Origin of the sequence: Rhodococcus sp. X156 (assembly GCF_004006015.1) — a bacterium.
Lineage (GTDB): Bacteria > Actinomycetota > Actinomycetes > Mycobacteriales > Mycobacteriaceae > X156.
In genome coordinates this window covers 2,734,459-2,753,467 of sequence record NZ_CP034766.1, presented here as the reverse complement: position 1 = coordinate 2,753,467, position 19,009 = coordinate 2,734,459, and the positions used below count along the sequence as shown (strand labels likewise).

Here is a 19,009-nt window from a genome sequence, read left to right as displayed (position 1 = left end):
ACCAGCACCCGGGCGAGGGCCTGGAGACCACTCGAGCCGGGGGCTGCGCGACGATCTCGCGCAGCCCCCGGCTCGGGTTCGGCGTGGTGCTACTTCTTGTTGGCCAGGTCGGCGATGGTCTTGAGGTTGTGCTTCTCCGCGGTGGCCCGGGTGACCACGATGCAGTCGGCGTCCTGGGCGGCGGACTTCTCCAGCACCTGCAGGCTGGCGGGCAGCGCCTTCTGCAGCGCGGCGTACACCTCGTCCGGGCTGGTGGCGGTGGCGTCCTTGTCCAGGTAGGACAGCGCGGAGCCGGTGTACTCCGGGATCAGGTCGATGGAGCCGTCCTGCAGGCCGGGGAAGTACTTCTCCCGGCTGCCGATGCTGAAGCTGGTGCTGATGTCGGCGCCCTGCGCCTGCAGCGCCTGGGTGTAGATGGTGGCCAGCAGCACGTTCTCCGGGAAGTTGGCCGAGCCCACCGTGAGGTTGGTGCCCTGGGCGGCGGTGCCGGTGCTGTCCAGACCGTTGCTGCGCAGCCACTCCTTGGCCACGTCCGCCGGGTTCGCCTTGTCGGTGACCACCTTGGCCAGCGCGGCGCTGAGCCCCTCGGTGTCCAGCTTGGCGGAGATGGCGTTGAGGGTGCTGGAGACGCCGGGGGTGACCTTGTTCTTGTTGATCACCGGGACGACGTTCTCCGCGGCGAAGTTGTTCTTGGGGTCGGCGAGCACCACGAAGTCGTTGGCCGCGATGGAGGGGTCGGTGGAGAACAGGTCGGCGGCGTCGATCTGGCCGTTCTTGAGCTGGTTGATCGTCACCGGGCCGCCGGTGTCGGTCACCTGGTACTTGGCGAAGGAGACGCCGTAGGTCTCGGCCAGCCCGGGCACGCCGTCGCTGCGGGTCTGGAACTCCGCCGGCCCGCCCAGGATCATGGTGCTGGCGATGGTGTCCGACGCGCCAGGGGCGGCGGCGGGATCGTCGGTGGAGCTGTCGGCGCCGCAGGCGGTGACCAGCGAGACCAGGGCGACGGCAGCGGTCGTGGCGAGGATGGTGCGTTTCATTGCTCTCCTGTGGTGAGGACGGACGTGCGGGTGGTGGGGGTGCGGCGGAACCGGCCGGAGATGCCGCGGGAGACGGTGCAGCGCTGCACCAGGGTGAGGAGCAGCTCGGCGAGCAGGGCCAGCGCGGCCACCAGCACGCCGCCGCTGATCATCTGCGGGAAGTCCTGCTGGGCCAGGCCGTCGTAGATGAACCGGCCCAGCCCGCCCAGGGTGACGTAGGAGGCGATGGTCGCGGTGGCGATCACCTGCAGGGTGGCTGCGCGCAGCCCGGAGTAGATCAGCGGCAGGCTGCACGGCAGCTCCACCTGCCGCAGCACCTGCCAGGGCGTCATGCCCATGCCCACGGCGGCGTCGCGGGCGGCGGGGCTGACGCTCTGCACGCCCGCGCAGGTGTTGGACAGGATCGGGGGCACCGCCAGCAGCACCAGCACGATCTCGGTGGGGATGACGAAGCCGGTGTCGGTGCGGCCCTGGAAGTGCGGCGAGATGACGATGGTCAGCAGCACCAGCACCCCCACGCTGGGCAGGGCCCGCAGGGCGTTGGCCGCGGTGACCAGCCAGGTGGCCCGTCCGGTGTGGCCGATGGCCAGCCCCAGCGGCAGCGCCACGACCAGCGCGATCACCACGGCGATCACGGAGAAGCGCACGTGCGCGACCAGCTGGTCGGTGATGCCGGTCATCGCGTAGGTGCCGCGCCAGTGCGACGGGTCGTTGAGCCAGGTGAGCACGTCGCCGATCATGCGACCGCCCTCCGCCACGGGGTGAGCACGCGGGTGAGCAGCACCAGCGCCGCGTCGAGGGCCAGGGCGAGCAGCACGCACAGCCCGATGCCCAGCACGATGGGTGGGTAGTAGGGGTCCGGGGTGGACAGCTGGAAGCCGACCACGAACAGCTGGCCCAGGTTGGCCATGCCGATGGTGCCCGCGATGGCCACCATGCTGACGTTGGACACCGTGACCACCCGCAGGCCGGCGATGATCACCGGTGCGGCGATGGGCAGCTCCACGGTGGCCAGCCGGCGGGCGCGGCCGTAGCCGATGGCGGTGGCGGCGAGGTTGACCTCCTCGGGCACCGAGCGCAGCCCGTCGGCGACCACCCGCACCAGCAGGGCGGTGGAGTACACCGACAGCGCGATGGGCACCTGCAGCGGGTCCAGGCTCTGCAGGCCCAGCAGCGGCGGCACCAGCACGAACAGCGCGATGGAGGGGATGGTGTAGAACAGCCCCGTCGTGGTCAGCAGCGGCGTGTACAGCCAGCGGTAGCGCTGGGCGAGCCACCCCAGCGGCAGCGCCACGAGCAGGCCCACCACCACCGGCAGCACCGACAGCCACGCGTGGTCGGCCAGCCAGCCCAGCACCTCCGGGCGGTGGTCGGTGAAGTAGCTCCAGAACTGCAGCGGCGAGGACCCGGGGCCCGCGGCGCTCACCTCGTGGGTGGTCACGGGGCGGTCATCGCCTGGTCGGCACAGCCCTGCCGGTCGACGGCGGCACGGCTCCGGGTCTGCTCCTCGATGCGCGCCACCACCTCGGAGGTGGTCACCGTGCCGAGCAGGCGGCTGTCGCCGTCGACCACCACGCCGCGCCCGCTGGGGGAGGACAGCGCCGCGTCCAGGGTCTCGCGCAGCGTGGCCGACGGGGTGGCCAGCGTGCCGCTGAGGTTGAGCAGGTCGGCGGTGACGGTGGTGGTGTGGGTGGTGCGCACGTCCAGCCAGCCCTGCGGGCGTCCCTGCTCGTCGGTCACCAGCACCCAGCCGTCGCGGGCACTGTCGCGGGCCGCCGCCGTGGGCGCGCCCAGGGCCACCACGGCTTCCTCGGTGAGGGCCAGCTCGCCGGCAGCGGCGAAGCCCAGCGCCCGGTAGCCGCGCGGTCGCGGCCCAGGAAGCCGGCCACGAACGGGTCGGCCGGGCGGGCCAGCAGCTCAGCGGGGGAGGCCCAGCTGGGCCAGGCGCGCCCCCACCCGCAGCACCGCCACCTGGTCGCCCAGCTTGATCGCCTCGTCGATGTCGTGGGTGACGAAGATGATGGTCTTGCCCAGCTCACCCTGCAGCCGCAGGAACTCCTGCTGCAGCTGCTCGCGCACCACCGGGTCCACGGCGCTGAACGGCTCGTCCATCAGCATCACCGGGGGATCGGCCGCCAGGGCCCGGGCCACGCCCACCCGCTGGCGCTGGCCGCCGGAGAGCTGGGCGGGGTAGCGGCCGCCGAACCCGGCGTCCAGGCCCACCCGCTCCAACAGCTCCGCCGCGTCCAGGCGGGCCTGGCGCCGGCGCACCCCCAGCAGCATGGGCACCGAGGCGACGTTGTCCAGCACCGGTGCGGTGCGGGGAACAGCCCGGCCTCCTGGATGACGTAGCCCATCCCGCGGCGCAGCTCGGTGGGGGCGATGTCGGCGGTGTCGCGCTCGTCCAGCCAGATGGTGCCGCTGGTGCGCTCCACCATCCGGTTGACCATCCGCAGCGAGGTGGTCTTGCCACAGCCGGACGGGCCCACCAGGACGGTGATCTGTCCGGAGGGAGCCGTCAGGCTGAGGCCACCGACGGCGGTGGTGCCGTCGGGGAAGGTCTTGGTCACGGAGTCGAACCGGATCATCAGACGATCACTTCCGTTGGGCGCACACCAGGTGCGCACGTGTGTGCGACCGCCGGGGCGCCAGTCGCACGCAGCCACTGGCGCCGGGCAAACGACGGGTTGCAGCTCACGGACGGGGTCTGCCGATGGCGGCGAGCCCGCCGGCATGGCTGAACGCTGCTCGGGCCGGGACCATCTAACCGGGTCACGGCGGTCGAGAGGGCCCGATGAGGACCCAAACGTGACTTGACGCTGCTCACAATTGGTGCCGCGGCCCCCGGGGAGCGCACGACGAGGGGGACCAGCGTCCGCGGACGCTGGTCCCCCTCAGGGTCGGTCACTCGGACCGGGGCGACTCAGAGGTCGTCGGAGTCCGTCCCGGGCCAGGAAGGTCGCCAACCGATCCGTGGCGTTCTCGAACTCGGGGTAGAGGTCGACGAACACCCGCATCTGGCCGGGCCAGCCAGGACAGGCTCACCTGCTCCTCGCCACGGCGCTCCTCGAGCTCCTCGATCCCGCGATCAGTGAAGTACACGTGCGCTCCGCGACTGGTCGGCGCTCACGCGAACGCGGCGTCGATCAGGTCGGCCTGCTCCACCGCGTGCACCTTGGACGAGCCGGCCGAGGGAGCCGCCATGGCCCGGCGGGACACCCGACGCAGCCGCAGCCGGTCGAAGTACTCCGGCAGCAGCTCGGGCAGCGCCAGGCCGTAGTGCGGCCACGCGCCCTGGTTCGCCGGCTCCTCCTGGACCCAGCGCACCTCCTCGACGTTGGGGTAGCGGTCGAGCGCGGCGGCCAGCCGCTTGCGGGGCACCGGGTACAGCTGCTCCACCCGGACGATCGCAGTGTCGGTGATCTCGTCCTTGGCCTGCTTGGCCGCCAGCTCCCAGTAGAGCTTGCCGCTGCACAGGACCACCTTGGTGACCTCCTCGCGACGCTTGGCGGCCTCGGTGTCCTCGAACGTCGGGTCGTCGATGACGGAGAGGAAGCGACCCTTGGTGAAGTCCTCCACCGAGCTGACCGCCACCTTGGAGCGCAGCATGGACTTGGGCGTGAACACCACCATCGGACGCTGCACGCCGTCCATGGCGTGGCGGCGCAGCAGGTGGAAGTAGCTGGCCGGGGTGGACGGGACGGCCACCATCATCGAGCCCTCGGCGCACAGCTGCAGGAACCGCTCGATGCGGCCGGAGGTGTGGTCGGGACCCTGGCCCTCGTGGCCGTGCGGCAGCAGCAGCACCACGTTGGAGCGCTGGCCCCACTTGGCCTCGCCGGAGGAGATGAACTCGTCGATGATCGACTGCGCGCCGTTGACGAAGTCACCGAACTGCGCCTCCCAGAGCACCAGCGCCTCGGGGTCGCCCACCGAGTAGCCGTACTCGAAGCCCACCGCGGCGAACTCGCTGAGCGCGGAGTCGTAGGCCAGGAACTTGCCGGTCTCGCCCTCCTCGCCCAGGCTGCTCAGCGGGGAGTACTCCGCGCCGGTCTTGCGGTCGATGACCACCGAGTGGCGCTGGGTGAAGGTGCCACGGCGGGAGTCCTGGCCGGACAGCCGCACGTTGCGGCCCTCCATCACCAGCGAGCCGAAGGCCAGCAGCTCGGCGAAGGCCCAGTCGATCTTGCCCTCGCGGGCCATCTTGGCGCGCCGCTCCAGCACCGGCTTGACCCGGGAGTGCACGGTGAAGCCCTCGGGCAGGTTCACGTGCGCGTCGGCGATGTGCTCCAGCACCGAGGCGTCCACCGAGGTGACCAGGCTGGTCGGGACCACCTGGTCGGACTCCACCGACGGGCTGGGCTTGACGGCGTACTTCTCCAGCTCGCGCACCTCGTTGAAGACCCGCTCCAGCTGGCCCTGGTAGTCGCGCAGGGCGTCCTCGGCCTCCTTCATGGAGAGGTCGCCGCGACCGATCAGGGCCTCGGTGTAGCTCTTGCGGACGCTGCGCTTGGTGTCGATGACGTCGTACATCTTCGGCTGGGTCATCGAGGGGTCGTCACCCTCGTTGTGGCCGCGGCGGCGGTAGGAGATGAGGTCGATGACCACGTCCTTGCCGAAGGCCTGGCGGTAGTCCACGGCCAGCTTGGCCACCCACACGCAGGCCTCGGGGTCGTCGCCGTTGACGTGGAAGATCGGCGCGCCGATCATCTTCGCCACGTCGGTGCAGTACTCGGTGCTGCGGGCGTGCTCGGGAGCGGTGGTGAAGCCGACCTGGTTGTTCACCACGATGTGCACGGTGCCGCCGGTGCGGTAGCCGCGCAGCAGCGCCAGGTTCAGCGTCTCGGCCACCACGCCCTGCCCGGCGAAGGCGGCGTCGCCGTGCAGCATCAGCGGCATCACGGTGAAGCCCTCCTCACCGCGGTCGATGAGGTCCTGCTTGGCCCGGACGATGCCCTCGAGCACCGGGTCGACGGCCTCCAGGTGCGAGGGGTTGGCGGTGAGGGAGACCCTGGTCTCGCCGTCGCCGAACATCTGGATGTACTTGCCCTCGGCACCCAGGTGGTACTTGACGTCGCCCGAGCCGTGCGCCTGCGTCGGGTTCAGGTTGCCCTCGAACTCGGTGAAGATCTGCGAGTAGGGCTTGCCGACGATGTTGGCGAGGACGTTGAGGCGGCCGCGGTGCGGCATGGCGATGACGACCTCGTCCATGCCGTGCTCGGCGGCGGAGTCCAGCACGGTGTCCATCATCGGGATGACGGACTCGCTGCCCTCCAGGGAGAACCGCTTCTGCCCGACGTACTTGGTCTGCAGGAAGGTCTCGAAGGCCTCGGCGGCGTTGAGCCGGCTGAGGATGTACTTCTGCTCGCCCAGGCTGGGCTTGCTCGGCGGGACCTCCACGCGGGACTGGATCCAGGCCAGCTGCTCCGGCTCCAGGATGTGCATGTACTCCACGCCGACGCTGCGGCAGTAGGAGTCGCGCAGCACGCCGAGGACGTCGCGCAGCTTCATCCGCTCCTTGCCGCCGAAGCCGCCGACGGGGAACTCGCGGTCGAGGTCCCACAGCGTGAGGTTGTGGCTGAGCACGTCCAGGTCGGGGTGCTGGCGCCGGCCGTAGTGCAGCGGGTCGGTGTCGGCCATGAGGTGTCCGCGGTTGCGGTAGGCCTCGATGATCTCCAGCACCCGGGTGCTCTTGTCGACGGCGCTCTCCGGGATGTCCTGGCGCCACCGCACGGGCTCGTAGGGCAGGCCCAGGGACTGGAAGATGTCGTCGTAGAAGTTGTTCTCGCCCAGCAGCAGGTTGTGCACCACGCGCAGGTAGTCGCCGGACTCGGCGCCCTGGATGATGCGGTGGTCGTAGGTGGAGGTCAGCGTGAGGATCTTGCTGACGGCCATCTTGGCCAGCTGCTGGTCGCTGGCGCCCTGGAACTCGGCGGGGTACTCCATGGCGCCCGCGCCGATGATCGCGCCCTGCCCGGCCATCAGGCGGGGCACGGAGTGCACGGTGCCGATGGTGCCAGGGTTGGTCAGCGAGAGGGTGGTGCCGGCGAAGTCCTCACCGGTGAGCTTGCCGTTGCGGGCGCGCTTGATGAGGTCCTCGTAGGCGGACCAGAACTGGTTGAAGCTCATGTTCTCGCAGGCCTTGATGGAGGCCACGACGAGCGAGCGGTTGCCGTCCTTGCCGGGCAGGTCGATCGCCAGGCCGAGGTTGACGTGCGCCGGCGTGACCACGTGCGGCTTGCCGTCGATCTCCGCGTAGTGCCGGTTCATCCCGGGGAAGGACTCCAGCGCCCGCACCAGGGCGTAGCCGAGGAGGTGGGTGAAGGAGATCTTCCCGCCGCGGGTGCGCTTGAGGTGGTTGTTGATGACGATGCGGTTGTCGAACATCAGCTTGGCGGGGATGGCCCGGACGCTGGTCGCGGTGGGGACCGTCAACGAGCTGGTCATGTTGCGCACCACGGCGGCCGAGGCGCCGCGGAGGACCTTGGACTGCTCGGTGGGCTCGGCGTCGGCGTCGGTGCTGCTCGCGCCGTTCTTGCCCGCACCGTCCTTGCTGGGGGCCTTCGCGGCCGGCTTGGCCGGAGCGGCCTTGCCGTTGGCGCCGCCGTTGGAACCGTTGCCGGCGGCAGGCTTGGGCGAGTCGGCCTTCTTGGGAGCCTCGGGCTTCTCGTCGCGAGGGGCCGGCTTCGTCTTGGTGGTGGTGCCACCACCGGAGGAGGAACCGGCAGACTTCTCCCCGGAGGCTGCGGCCCTGGCTGGCGCAGCCGCGCTGCTCCCGGCCGAGTCACCCTCAGCCGCACCGTTGCTCGTGGGGCTGTAGTCGGCGAAGAACTCGTGCCACGACGCGTCCACGGACGACGGGTCGTCCTGGTAGCGCTGGTACATCTCGTCAACTAGCCACTCGTTGGGCCCGAACTCGGACGCTGAACCGCTCGACACGGAGGCGTTCCCCTCTTTTCCATGCTCGTCTTGGCAACACACCGCTACATGCAGGTTAGCCTCATCGGATATTCGCCACGCTTCCGGACGCGCGCTGGCATCGTGCGCGTGGCACTGCGCCTACGTGGAGATTCACGGCGAGGTTCGGTCACCGGCCTCTCAGCGGGCGACGCAGGGGACCCGTGAGTGCCGACGGCTCCGCGCGTCCTTCGTGTTCCGCCACCCGTCCAGGGGCTGCGGTCAGGAGATGTCGCGCTCCCGCACCGCCCACCACCCGGCCAGGCAGGCCACCAGCACCCACAGCGCGAACACCGCGCCGCTGCCCCACCACGGCAGGGCCCCGGCCGGCAGCACCTCCTCGAAGGCCGACCGGGAGCGCAGCGGTGCCCGGCCGACCACGAGGTCGGTGGCGAGGCGGCTGACCAGGGTGCCGCTGGCGGAGCCGGGCAGCAGGTCGGCCAACGGCTGCGCGCCCACTCGACCGAGCAGCGCGTCGGCCAGCGGGCCCACGCCCAGCCGCAGTGCCAGCGCCGCCAGCAGAGCGAGCACGTCCAGGGGCACCAGCGCGCCGAAGGCCACGCCGATGAGGGTCCACAGGGTGACCACAGCGGTGCCCGCCACCGCCACCGCGAGGAACTCCCCGAAGGGCGGGAAGGCTGCCCAGCCGCCGGCAGTGAGCCCGCCCAGGGTGGCCGCGAGCATCAGTGCGACGCCGTAGACCAGGCCCAGCCCGCCGTAGGCGACGAGCTTGGCCGCCAGCACGGCCCCGCGGGAGGGGGTGGCCACGTAGGTGGCGCCCAGCGTCACGGCCCGCACCTCACCGGCGTAGGCGGTCACCCCCAGGCAGAGGGTGAACACCGAGGTGACCCCCGCGCTGTAGGACAGGCTGACGCCCAGCAGGGACGGGAAGCTGCCGCCGAGCTGGCGCAGGGTCTCGGTGTCGGCGAGGCCGGCGATGGCCCCACCGGCCACGCTGATGAGGTAGCTGACCACCACCGCGGGGATCAGCAGGAGCCACCACAGCATGCCGAAGCGGATCTTGCGCAGCTCCGCGCGCAGCGGCGCCAGGCCGAGGGCGTCGAGGTCGTGGCCCGTCGCAGCGGGATGGCCGGCGACGCTGCTCATGCCGTGCGCCGTGGCGCGGGGGAGCCGCTGTCCAGGTGAGCGCGCACGGCCTGGTCCAGGTCGGGGTGCTCCTGCTGCACGTGTCGCACGGTGATGCCCGCGTCCCTGGCCACCGCCACGATGTCGTCGGCACGGGCCCCGCGCACCGCGATGCGGCCGTCGGGCACCCACACCACGTCGGTGACGCCGCGGTGCACCAGTGCTCGGGCCAGTCCAGCGGCGTTGGAGCTGGCCACCAGCACCCGGCTGCCCATCCCGGCCAGCAGCTGCCGGGTGCTGCCCTGGAAGGTGCAGGCGCCGTCGTGCAGCACCACCAGCTGGTCGACGGCCTGCTCCAGCCCGGCAGCGCGCTCGGCGGTCAGCAGCACCGTGCCGCCACCGGCGGCGTGGGTGCGGAGCACGCCCGTCAGCCATCGCTGCTCCGGCGGCGGCAGCTCGCGCAGCGGCTCGTCCAGCACCAGCAGCGGCGGGTCGCCCAGCAGCGCTGCCGCCAGGGCGAGGCGCAGCCGGCCCGGCGGGGGAAGCGGCCCGACGCGGCGCGAGGCCATCGGGGCAAGGCCCACCGTCGCCAGCACCTCCTCGACCCGCCGGTCGGGCACCCCGATCGCCGCGGCGGTCACCAGCAGGTGCTGGCGCAGGGTGTGGCCGGCACGCATGCCGCGGGGGTCGAGCACCGCGCCGACGGTGCGACCGGGGCGGGGCAGCGCGCCGACCGGGGCGCCGGTGAGGGTGACGCTGCCGGAGGTGGGGGTGACGAGCCCGAGGAGGGCGCGCACGGTGGTGGACTTGCCGCTGCCTGCTGGGCCGACGAGGGCGCAGACGGTGCCTGGGTGCACGGCGAAGGAGAGCTGGCGCACGGCGGGGCCGGCGCGGAAGGTCTTGCTGAGGCTCTGCACCTGGACGGTGACGCTGGGAGGAGCCGACCGGCCGGCGCTGAGGCTCCGGGTCACGGTGGTTCCTTCCTGCTGACCTGCGCGAGCGGGTTCAGGATGGTTGGGTGCCCCCGGCAGGATTCGAACCTGCGCTTCCGCCTCCGGAGGGCGGCGCTCTATCCCCTGAGCTACGGGGGCCCGACAGTCCGCGTGCGGACCGTCGTGCCGTGACGGCCTGACGAGACTAGCGCACCGTGGTCGGGCTGCCGACCACGGTCCGCCCCGGGGCTAGTTGCCCAGGGGCAGGGGAGTGGCCCCGCGCTGGGTGAGCAGATCGCTCAGGTAGGTGGACTCCGCCTGCTGCGTGGCGGCGGCCTGCTTGGCCAGGTTGCGCACCACCGGCTCCACCGCGCGGTCGGCGGCGTGGCTGAGCATCTCGGCCCCGCCCTGGTGGTGGCGCAGCATCAGCTGCAGGAACAGCGTGTCCAGCTCGGGGCCGGTGGCGGCGCGCAGCTGGGAGATCTCCGCGGCGCTGGCCATGCCGGGCATCGTGGCCGCACCCGCGCCGGAGCTGCTGCTGGCGGCGCCGTGGTGCCCGCCCGCGTCGCTCATCCAGGTCATGTAGGCGCCGCTGGGAGCCAGTGGCCGACCCCACAGCGACAGCCAACCCTGCATCTGGCCGACCTGGGCCAGCTGGCTGGTCATGATGTCGAACGCCAGGCTGCGCACGTAGGGGTCCACGGCACCGGTGTAGGCCACCGTGGCCATCTGCACACCCTGCTGGTGGTGCACGGTCATGTCCTGGGCGAAGCCCACGTCCACCGAGTCGGCGGCGGGCACGCTCAGGTTGTCCCCGCTGGAGGGCAGCCCGAGCGTCGCGCCCAGCCCGAACCCGACCGCCAGCACCGCCACCAGCGCGAGCGCCAGCACCACGACCCGCTGACTGCGCCGGGGCGGCGCCTGCTGCGTGCCGACGGGGGCGCCGGCGCGGTCAGTGACGGTCGGGTCTGGGGTGGTGTGCTCGCTGGTCACGGTGTCCTTGGTCGGTCGGGTTCGGGTGGGTGCGTGGCGGGTCAGCTACCTGCCGGTGCGGGCGCGGCGGGAGCCGGAGCCGGAGCGGCGGGGGCAGGTGCGGCCGGAGCCGGTGCCGGTGCGGGGGCGGCCGGGGCAGCCGGCGCGGCCGGGGCGGCCGACGGGGCGGGCTCCTGGCCGTTGGTCAGCGCGGACTCCGTGCCGGCACCGTTCATCGGCACCGCGGTGGGGCCGGGGGCGCTGGCGTCGAAGGCCGGCGGGTTCTCCGGGTCGAACAGGCTCGGCTCACCGGCGTCACAGCTGGCACCCACCTCGGGGTAGGTGTTCGGGTTCACCTTGAGCGCGCTGATGAACTGCGACACCCGCTCGTCGTTGACGTCGTCGAGCTTGAGCTGGTGACCCCACGACTGCAGCGAGAAGGCCGAGTCCAGGCCCGGGTAGGGCGACATCATCAGGTACGGCTGTCCCTCGACCTTGGCCTTGAGCGTGTCCACCTGGTCCGCCGCGAGCACGTCCGGGTTGTAGGTGATCCACACCGCGCCGTGCTCCAGGGAGTGCACCGCGTTCTCCGTGCGGATGGCGCTGGGGTAGACGTTGCCCAGGCAGGTGGCCCACACCTGGTCGTGCGGTCCGCCGAAGGGCGGGGTCTGGTCGTAGGCCACTCGCTGGTTGGCCTGGATGTGCTGGCCGGCCGCGTAGTCGATCTTGATCACACCGTCGATCCCGGTCGAGGGATCGGTGTTGCTGGCGCTGGGCACGAAGCGCTGCGCGTCGGCGCGCTCCTGGTACTTGGGCACCAGGTAGGCGGCGATGGTGGCGACGAGCGCCAGGACGACGACGCCGGCGCCCACCGACAGCCAGGGGATCTGCCGATCCTTGACCACCGACTTGCTGCTGCTGCGACTCTTGCTCTTTGCCGCCTGCAGAGCCTTGGCCGACTTGGCTGCACTGCTCGACTGCGGGCGGTTGCTCTTGCCACTGGGCATCGGTGGGTTGTCCTCACTTGTCCGGTTACCGGCACCGGCGCGATCTGGGTGGTTCCTGCGGTCCGTACCACTGTACGAGCATCCTGAGCACCGCTGCTCTGCTCCGGGCGGCCGGAACCTAGGATGGTCTGCCGTGACCCCTGCCGACCTCGCCGAGCTTCTCCGCGCCACCACCTCCGAGGTGCTCGCCCAGCGCGAGCTCGACACCGCGGTGCTGCCTGCCACGCTGACCGTGGAGCGCCCGCGCAACCCCGAGCACGGCGACTACGCCACCAACGTGGCTCTGCAGGTGGCCAAGAAGGTCGGTGTCCCCCCGCGCGAGCTGGCCGGCTGGCTGGCCTCCGCGCTGTCCGCGGTCGAGGGCATCGCCTCGGCCGAGGTGGCCGGGCCGGGCTTCCTCAACATCCGCCTCGACGCCGCCGCCCAGGGGGCGATCATTCGGCGCGTGCTCACCGAGGGCGCCGCGTACGGGGCCGGGCAGCTGATGGCCGGCACCAAGGTCAACCTGGAGTTCGTCTCCGCCAACCCCACCGGGCCGCTGCACATCGGCGGCACCCGGTGGGCCGCGGTGGGTGACGCGATGGGGCGCATCCTCACCACCCAGGGCGCCGACGTCACCCGCGAGTACTACTTCAACGACGCCGGGGCGCAGATCGACCGCTTCGTGCGCTCGCTGGTCGCGGCCGCACAGGGCCAGCCCGCCCCGGCCGACGGCTACGCCGGGGAGTACATCGCAGACATCGCCAAGCAGGTCACCGACGCCCGCCCGGACGCGATGGCGCTGCCCGAGGCCGAGCGCGACGAGGTGTTCCGCCGCGTCGGCGTCGACCTGATGTTCACCGAGATCAAGCGCAGCCTGCACGAGTTCGGCACCGACTTTGACGTGTTCTTCCACGAGAAGTCGCTGTTCGAGTCCGGCGCGGTCGAGCGGGCGGTCAACCACCTCAAGGAGTCCGGCAGCCTCTACCAGGCCGACGGCGCCTGGTGGCTGCGCTCCACCGAGTTCGGTGACGACAAGGACCGCGTCGTCATCAAGAGCAACGGCGAGTCCGCCTACATCGCCGGTGACATCGCCTACTTCCAGGACAAGCGCGCGCGTGGCTTCGACCTGTGCATCTACATGCTCGGCGCTGACCACCACGGCTACATCGGCCGGCTCAAGGCCGCAGCTGCCGCCTTCGGTGACGACCCGGACACCGTGGAGGTGATGATCGGGCAGATGGTCAACCTGGTGCGCGAGGGCAAGCCGCTGAAGATGAGCAAGCGCGCCGGCACCGTGGTGACGCTGGAGGACCTGGTGGAGGCGGTCGGCGTGGACGCGGCCCGCTACGGGCTGATCCGCTCCTCGGTGGACTCCAACATCGACCTCGACCTGGACCTGCTGGCCCGGCAGACCAACGACAACCCGGTGTTCTACGTGCAGTACGCGCACGCCCGGCTGTCCGCGCTGGCCCGCTCCGCGGCGGCGCTGGGCATCGACTTCGCCGACGCCGACCTGAGCCTGCTCACCCACGCCCGGGAGGGTGACCTCATCCGCACGCTGGGGGAGTACCCACGGGTGCTGGCCAGCGCCACCGAGCTGCGCGAGCCGCACCGGGTGGCGCGCTACCTGGAGGAGCTGGCGGGCACCTACCACCGCTTCTACGACTCCTGCCGCGTGCTGCCGCAGGGTGACGAGGACCCCACCCCGCTGCACGCTGCCCGGCTGGCCCTGTGCGCCGGTGCCCGTCAGGTGCTCGCCAGCGGCCTGGGGCTGCTCGGCGTGAGCGCCCCGGAGCGGATGTGAGGGCGCATCCGGCCGGGCCGCGCCACGGCGAGGGCGACGGCGGCTCCGGCCACGTCTCGCTGGGCAACCTGCCCGAGCGGCCCAGCACCCCCGCCGAGCTCAACGACCTGCCCGCCGCGGTGTGGCCGCGCAACGCCCACCGCGGCGAGGACGGCGTGCTCCGGGTCGCCGGCGTCGACGTCCGCGAGCTGGCCGCCGAGCACGGCACCCCGCTGTTCGTGGTGGACGAGGACGACTTCCGCACCCGCTGCCGGGAGATGGCCGAGGCCTTCGGCGGCCCCGAGCACGTCCACTACGCCGCCAAGGCCTTCCTGTGCGGGGAGATCGCCCGCTGGGTGGCCCAGGAGGGGCTGTCGCTGGACGTCGCCTCGGGCGGTGAGCTGGCCCTGGCCCTCTACGCGGACTTCCCGGCCGAGCGCATCGCCATGCACGGCAACAACAAGTCCCGCGGTGAGCTGGCCGCGGCGGTGGAGGCCGGCGTCGGCTCGGTGGTCATCGACTCCCTGCAGGAGATCGACCGCCTCGACGAGGTCGCCGCCGAGCACGGCACGGTGCAGGACGTGCTCATCCGCGTCACCGTCGGCGTGGAGGCGCACACCCACGAGTTCATCGCCACCGCGCACGAGGACCAGAAGTTCGGCTTCTCCCTCGCCGGCGGCGTGGCGGCCGACGCAGCGGCCCGGGTGCTGGCGGCCGAGCACCTGCGCCTGGTGGGCCTGCACAGCCACATCGGCTCGCAGATCTTCGACGTGGACGGCTTCGAGGTGGCGGCGCACCGCGTGGTGGGGCTGCTGCGCACCCTGGTCGACACCCACGGCGCCGAGCGGCTGTCCAACCTCACCACCCTCGACCTCGGGGGCGGCATGGGCATCTCCTACCTGGCCTCCGACGACCCCCCGCCGGTGCGCGAGCTGGCCGCCAGCCTGCGCAGCATCGTCGCCTCGGAGTGCGCCGCAGTCGGCCTGCCCGACGTGGCCGTCGCCGTGGAGCCCGGTCGCGCCATCGTCGGCCCCACCACGCTCACCCTCTACGAGGTGGGCACCATCAAGGACGTGCGCCTCGGTGGCGGCAGCGAGGCCCGGCGCAACACCCGGCGCTACGTCAGCGTCGACGGCGGGATGAGCGACAACCTGCGCACCGCGCTCTACGACGCCAGCTACACCTGCTCCGTGGTCTCCCGCGCGAGCGCCGCCGACCCCGTGGTGGCGAGGGTGGTGGGAAAGCACTGCGAGAGTGGTGACATCGTGGTGCGCGACACCTGGTTGCCCGGCGACGTGGCGGCCGGGGACCTGCTGGCCGTCGCGGCCACCGGGGCGTACTGCTACTCGATGTCGAGTCGGTACAACATGCTGACCCGACCCGCTGTGGTTGCTGTCCGAGAAGGAGTCGCGCGGGTGATCCTGCGGAGAGAGACCATGGCCGACCTGTTGAGCTTGGAAGCGTGATGAACCAACACCGCAACAGCGGGGACGAGCGCTGCATCGGAGTGGCCCTGCTGGGCTGCGGAACCGTGGGCTCGGAGGTGGTGCGGCTGCTGGAGTCGCAGGCCGCCGAGCTGACCGCCCGGATCGGGGCGCCCATCGTGCTGCGCGGCATCGCCGTGCGCCGGGCCAACCGGCACCGGGACGTGCCCGCCGAGCTGCTCACCACCGACGCCGCGGCCCTGGTGGCCCGCGACGACGTCGACGTGGTGGTGGAGGTGGTGGGCGGCATCGAGCCGGTGCGCACCCTGCTGCTGACGGCGCTGCGCGCGGGCAAGTCCGTGGTCACCGCCAACAAGGCGCTGCTCGCGGAGTACACCGCCGAGCTGGCCGAGGCCGCTGATGCCTCCGGTGCCGACCTGTACTTCGAGGCAGCGGTCGCCGGGGCCATCCCGATCGTGCGCCCGGTGCGGGAGTCCCTGGCCGGTGACCGCATCACCAAGGTGGTGGGCATCCTCAACGGCACCACCAACTTCATCCTGTCGGCGATGGACTCCACCGGCGCGGGCTACGCGGAGACGCTGGAGGAGGCGGGCCGGCTGGGCTACGCCGAGGCCGACCCTACCGCCGACGTCGACGGCTTCGACGCTGCCGCCAAGGCCGCCATCCTGGCCAGCCTCGCCTTCCACACCCGGGTGACCGCCGCCGACGTCTACCGCGAGGGCATCCGGGCGATCAGCGCCTCGGACATCGCCGCGGCCAAGGCGCTGGACTGCACCGTCAAGCTGCTCGCGCTGTGCGAGCGCGTGGTGGGCGAGGACGGCGTCGAGCGCGTCTCCGCCCGGGTGCACCCGGCGATGGTTCCGCGCGCGCACCCGCTGGCCGCCGTGGACGGCGCGTTCAACGCGGTGGTGGTGGAGGCCGAGGCCGCCGGTCGGCTGATGTTCTACGGCCAGGGTGCCGGCGGCGCCCCCACCGCGTCTGCGGTGCTGGGCGACCTGGTGTCGGTCTCGCGCAACCTGGTGCACGGCGGGCGGGGCCCCCGGGAGTCCACCTACGCCGAGCTCGAGGTCGCGGACATGGGGCAGACGCCCACCCGTTACCACGTGAGCCTGGACGTGCCCGACCGTGCCGGCGTGCTGGCCGCGGTGGCCGGCGAGTTCGCCAAGCGTGACGTGAGCATCTCGGTGGTGCGCCAGATCGGCCACGGCGAGGGCGCCTCCCTCGTGGTGGTCACGCACACCGCGAGCGACGCCGCGCTGGCCGATACTGTTGCGGCGCTCAGCGATGCGCCGTTCGTGACCGCGGTGACCAGTGTTCTTCGGGTAGAAGGTGGAACCCCATGATCGAGCTCGACCGTCCGACCGCAGTGCACCGCCCGTGGCCGGGTGTCATCGAGGCCTACCGGTCGCGGATGGGGCTGCCCGAGGGCACCCGGGTGATCACCCTGCACGAGGGTGGTACCCCGCTGGTGCACGCCGCGCACCTGTCCGAGCTGACCGGGTGCGAGGTGCACCTCAAGGTCGAGGGCGCCAACCCCACGGGTTCGTTCAAGGACCGCGGGATGACCATGGCGATCACCGACGCGTGGGCCCGCGGCCAGCGCGCCGTGATCTGCGCCTCCACCGGCAACACCTCCGCCTCGGCCGCGGCCTACGCCGCCCGCGCGGGAATGACGTCGGCGGTGCTGGTGCCCGAGGGCAAGATCGCCATGGGCAAGCTGGCCCAGGCCGTCATGCACGGCGCCAAGATCGTCCAGGTGCGCGGCAACTTCGACGACTGCCTGGAGCTGGCCCGCAAGACCACCGCCGAGTTCGAGACCATCGCGCTGGTCAACTCGGTGAACCCGGCTCGCATCGAGGGCCAGAAGACCGCTGCCTTCGAGGTGTGCGACGCCCTGGGGCGCGCGCCCGACGTGCACTGCCTGCCCGTGGGCAACGCCGGCAACATCACCGCCTACTGGAAGGGCTACCGCGAGTACCGCGCCGAGGACATCACCGCGACGCTGCCGCGCATGCTCGGCGTGCAGGCCGCCGGTGCCGCCCCACTGGTCAACGGTGCCCCGGTGAGCGACCCGGAGACCATCGCCACCGCCATCCGCATCGGCTCACCGGCCTCCTGGAACGGTGCGATGGCGGCCAAGGACGAGTCCGGTGGCATGTTCCGCGCGGCCACCGACGAGGAGATCCTCGCCGCCTACCGCCTGGTCGCCGCCCGTGAGGGCGTCTTCGTGGAGCCGGCCTCCGCCGCCAGCGTGGCGGGCCTGCTGGCCGCGCACGCCGAGGGCTGGCTGGAGCCGGGCTCGCTGGTGGTCTGCACCGTCACCGGCCACGGCCTCAAGGACCCCGCCACGGCACTGCTGGGCATGGTCGAGGTCGAGCCCATCGGCGTCGACCCGGTCGCGGTCGCCCGCGCGCTCGAGCTGGCCTGACCGACGTGGGCGTGCTGGCCTCCGGACGGGAGGCGACGGTCCGCGTGCCGGCCTCCTCGGCCAACCTGGGCCCCGGGTTCGACTGCCTGGGCCTGGCGCTGGACCTCTGGGACGAGGTCAGCGTGCGTGCCGTGGACACCGCCACCACGGTCACCGTGCAGGGCGAGGGTGCCGGACAGGTGCCCCTCGGTGACTCGCACCTGGTGGTGCGTGCCATCCGGGCCGGCCTGCAGCTGTGCGGCCTCAGCGCAGCTGACGCGGCGGAGCAGGGCCTGCAGGTGCAGTGCCACAACCAGATCCCGCACTCCCGCGGACTGGGATCATCCGCGTCCGCGGTGGTGGCCGGCCTCGCGGCTGCCCGCGCGCTGTGCGACGTCAAGGTGCCGGACGAGGTGCTGGTGCAGCGCGCCTCGGAGTTCGAGGGCCACCCGGACAACGCCTCGGCCAGCGTGCTCGGCGGTGCGGTCGTCTCCTGGACGCGCCCCCTGCCCGACGGCTCGGCCGACTACCAAGCGGTGAGCCTGCGCGTGCACCCGGACATCCTGCCGGTGGCGCTGGTGCCCGCCGAGCAGTCCTCCACCGCCCTCACCAGGGGAATGCTGCCCGCGACCGTGCCGCACTGCGACGCCGCCTTCAACGCCGGGCGCAGCGCGCTCGCGGTGCTCGCGCTCACCGAGCGGCCCGACCTGCTGCTGGACGCCACCGAGGACCGCCTGCACCAGGCCCAGCGCGCACCGGCAATGCCGGTCACCGCCGCCTGGATCGAGAAGCTGCGCGCGGCGGGAGTGGCGGCGACCATCTCCGGCGCCGGCCCGACGGTGCTGGCGCTGACGGTGGGTGGGCTGGCACCCGAGCTGCGGGCGCAGGCCGAGGACTACGGCCTGGCGGTGCTCGACCTCGCGGTGGCTCCTGGCGTGCAGGTCTGCTGAGACCGCCAGCACCGGTGGGGAAGCCGGGCTTTCGTGGCCCGCTGGGCTGTTCGGCCTTCTCCCCGGTGCCCTCGTGCTGACGCGGGGTCGATGCTGATCGGGTGACGGCGGGCGGTCGTCGCGCGTGCCGGCACCGCTGGGCTCCTCCGCCGACACGCTGGTCAGCGCGGCACGGGGGTGGTAGTTGCCGGGCGTGGACGGTGGGGCTACCCTCAAATTGTCTAGTCACCGTGAGCGTTGATGCCGGTGCTTTGCCCGAACCTTGTTCGGGACGACCTTTCTCGCTATATCTTGCGTTGGTCGAGTCGCTGCACAGCGGGCACAGGGCCCACGTCGATGGACAACTTCCGCTCTTCCGTCGTGGCTATGGCGGAACCCCCGAGTCCGACCACTGTCGTCGGATCCCGGTTCGAACCCTTGGTGCTGCATGCGCAGAGCCAGGGAAGGAAAG

Annotated in this window: 13 protein-coding genes, 1 tRNA gene and 2 pseudogenes; 5 read left to right on the top strand and 11 right to left on the bottom strand. The window is 71.9% G+C overall.

The window, feature by feature from the left end:
- Nucleotides 1–89 precede the first annotated feature (89 nt).
- The 11 genes and pseudogenes from ELX43_RS18055 to ELX43_RS12955 all read right to left on the bottom strand — a co-directional run bounded on the left by ELX43_RS18055 (nucleotide 90) and on the right by ELX43_RS12955 (nucleotide 11,991).
- A complete protein-coding gene (locus tag ELX43_RS18055) occupies nucleotides 90–1,037 on the bottom strand; it encodes a glycine betaine ABC transporter substrate-binding protein (protein ID WP_127783796.1) in 948 nt (315 codons plus the stop codon).
- Nucleotides 1,034–1,777: an ABC transporter permease gene (locus tag ELX43_RS13000; RefSeq protein ID WP_127783795.1), complete on the bottom strand. Its 744-nt coding sequence runs from the start codon at nucleotides 1,775–1,777 to the stop codon at nucleotides 1,034–1,036. The genes ELX43_RS18055 and ELX43_RS13000 overlap by 4 nt, the downstream gene beginning before the upstream one ends.
- A complete protein-coding gene (locus tag ELX43_RS12995) occupies nucleotides 1,774–2,478 on the bottom strand; it encodes an ABC transporter permease subunit (protein ID WP_346773852.1) in 705 nt (234 codons plus the stop codon). The genes ELX43_RS13000 and ELX43_RS12995 overlap by 4 nt, the downstream gene beginning before the upstream one ends.
- A pseudogene (locus tag ELX43_RS12990) lies at nucleotides 2,475–3,625 on the bottom strand (ATP-binding cassette domain-containing protein). Before ELX43_RS12990 ends, ELX43_RS12995 begins: the two are co-directional and overlap by 4 nt.
- A 306-nt stretch (nucleotides 3,626–3,931) precedes the next feature.
- Nucleotides 3,932–4,139, bottom strand: a pseudogene (locus ELX43_RS18050) (DUF6104 family protein).
- 24 nt (nucleotides 4,140–4,163) lie between these two features.
- Nucleotides 4,164–7,976 carry a multifunctional oxoglutarate decarboxylase/oxoglutarate dehydrogenase thiamine pyrophosphate-binding subunit/dihydrolipoyllysine-residue succinyltransferase subunit gene (locus tag ELX43_RS12980; RefSeq protein ID WP_127783794.1) on the bottom strand — a complete coding sequence of 1,271 codons (3,813 nt, stop codon included), beginning with the start codon at nucleotides 7,974–7,976 and terminating at the stop codon, nucleotides 4,164–4,166.
- Nucleotides 7,977–8,216: 240 nt separating this feature from the next.
- Nucleotides 8,217–9,101 (bottom strand): hypothetical protein, encoded by an 885-nt coding sequence (locus tag ELX43_RS17665; protein ID WP_164860660.1) that lies wholly within the window; start codon nucleotides 9,099–9,101, stop codon nucleotides 8,217–8,219.
- Complete coding sequence (locus tag ELX43_RS12970; RefSeq protein ID WP_164860659.1) at nucleotides 9,098–10,051, bottom strand: ATP-binding cassette domain-containing protein; 954 nt, start codon at nucleotides 10,049–10,051, stop codon at nucleotides 9,098–9,100. Before ELX43_RS12970 ends, ELX43_RS17665 begins: the two co-directional genes overlap by 4 nt.
- A gap of 48 nt (nucleotides 10,052–10,099) precedes the next feature.
- Nucleotides 10,100–10,171 (bottom strand) — tRNA-Arg (locus ELX43_RS12965).
- A 90-nt stretch (nucleotides 10,172–10,261) separates the two neighbouring features.
- The gene (locus ELX43_RS12960) at nucleotides 10,262–10,906 is read right to left on the bottom strand and encodes a DUF305 domain-containing protein (RefSeq protein ID WP_241249921.1); all 645 of its coding nucleotides are present in this window, start codon (nucleotides 10,904–10,906) and stop codon (nucleotides 10,262–10,264) included.
- 140 nt (nucleotides 10,907–11,046) lie between these two features.
- On the bottom strand, nucleotides 11,047–11,991 hold the full coding sequence (locus tag ELX43_RS12955) for a DUF3105 domain-containing protein (RefSeq protein ID WP_127783791.1): 945 nt from the start codon (nucleotides 11,989–11,991) through the stop codon (nucleotides 11,047–11,049).
- Nucleotides 11,992–12,124: 133 nt separating this feature from the next.
- Between ELX43_RS12955 and argS the strand changes: the two genes are divergently transcribed.
- The 5 genes from argS to thrB are packed head-to-tail and all read left to right on the top strand — an operon-like array spanning nucleotide 12,125 to nucleotide 18,558.
- A complete protein-coding gene (argS, locus tag ELX43_RS12950) occupies nucleotides 12,125–13,777 on the top strand; it encodes an arginine--tRNA ligase (RefSeq protein WP_127783790.1) in 1,653 nt (550 codons plus the stop codon).
- Between the two features lie 59 nt (nucleotides 13,778–13,836).
- Nucleotides 13,837–15,222, top strand: a complete 1,386-nt coding sequence (gene lysA / locus ELX43_RS12945; RefSeq protein WP_241249920.1) for a diaminopimelate decarboxylase — start codon at nucleotides 13,837–13,839, stop codon at nucleotides 15,220–15,222.
- Nucleotides 15,222–16,544, top strand: coding sequence for a homoserine dehydrogenase (locus ELX43_RS12940; protein WP_127783788.1), 1,323 nt, complete (start codon nucleotides 15,222–15,224; stop codon nucleotides 16,542–16,544). Before lysA ends, ELX43_RS12940 begins: the two co-directional genes overlap by 1 nt.
- A complete protein-coding gene (gene thrC, locus ELX43_RS12935) occupies nucleotides 16,541–17,629 on the top strand; it encodes a threonine synthase (RefSeq protein ID WP_127783787.1) in 1,089 nt (362 codons plus the stop codon). Before ELX43_RS12940 ends, thrC begins: the two co-directional genes overlap by 4 nt.
- 5 nt (nucleotides 17,630–17,634) lie before the next feature.
- On the top strand, nucleotides 17,635–18,558 hold the full coding sequence (thrB, locus tag ELX43_RS12930; RefSeq protein ID WP_127783786.1) for a homoserine kinase: 924 nt from the start codon (nucleotides 17,635–17,637) through the stop codon (nucleotides 18,556–18,558).
- Nucleotides 18,559–19,009: the final 451 nt, after the last annotated feature.

What these genes read in the sequence shown, in the direction of transcription:
- ELX43_RS12940 (WP_127783788.1), top strand. Translation starts at nt 15,222, where the DNA reads ATGAACCAACACCGCAACAGCGGGGACGAGCGCTGCATCGGAGTGGCC.
- ELX43_RS12955 (WP_127783791.1), bottom strand. Translation starts at nt 11,991, where the DNA reads ATGCCCAGTGGCAAGAGCAACCGCCCGCAGTCGAGCAGTGCAGCCAAG.
- ELX43_RS17665 (WP_164860660.1), bottom strand. Translation starts at nt 9,101, where the DNA reads ATGAGCAGCGTCGCCGGCCATCCCGCTGCGACGGGCCACGACCTCGAC.
- thrC (WP_127783787.1), top strand. Translation starts at nt 16,541, where the DNA reads ATGATCGAGCTCGACCGTCCGACCGCAGTGCACCGCCCGTGGCCGGGT.
- ELX43_RS18055 (WP_127783796.1), bottom strand. Translation starts at nt 1,037, where the DNA reads ATGAAACGCACCATCCTCGCCACGACCGCTGCCGTCGCCCTGGTCTCG.
- ELX43_RS13000 (WP_127783795.1), bottom strand. Translation starts at nt 1,777, where the DNA reads ATGATCGGCGACGTGCTCACCTGGCTCAACGACCCGTCGCACTGGCGC.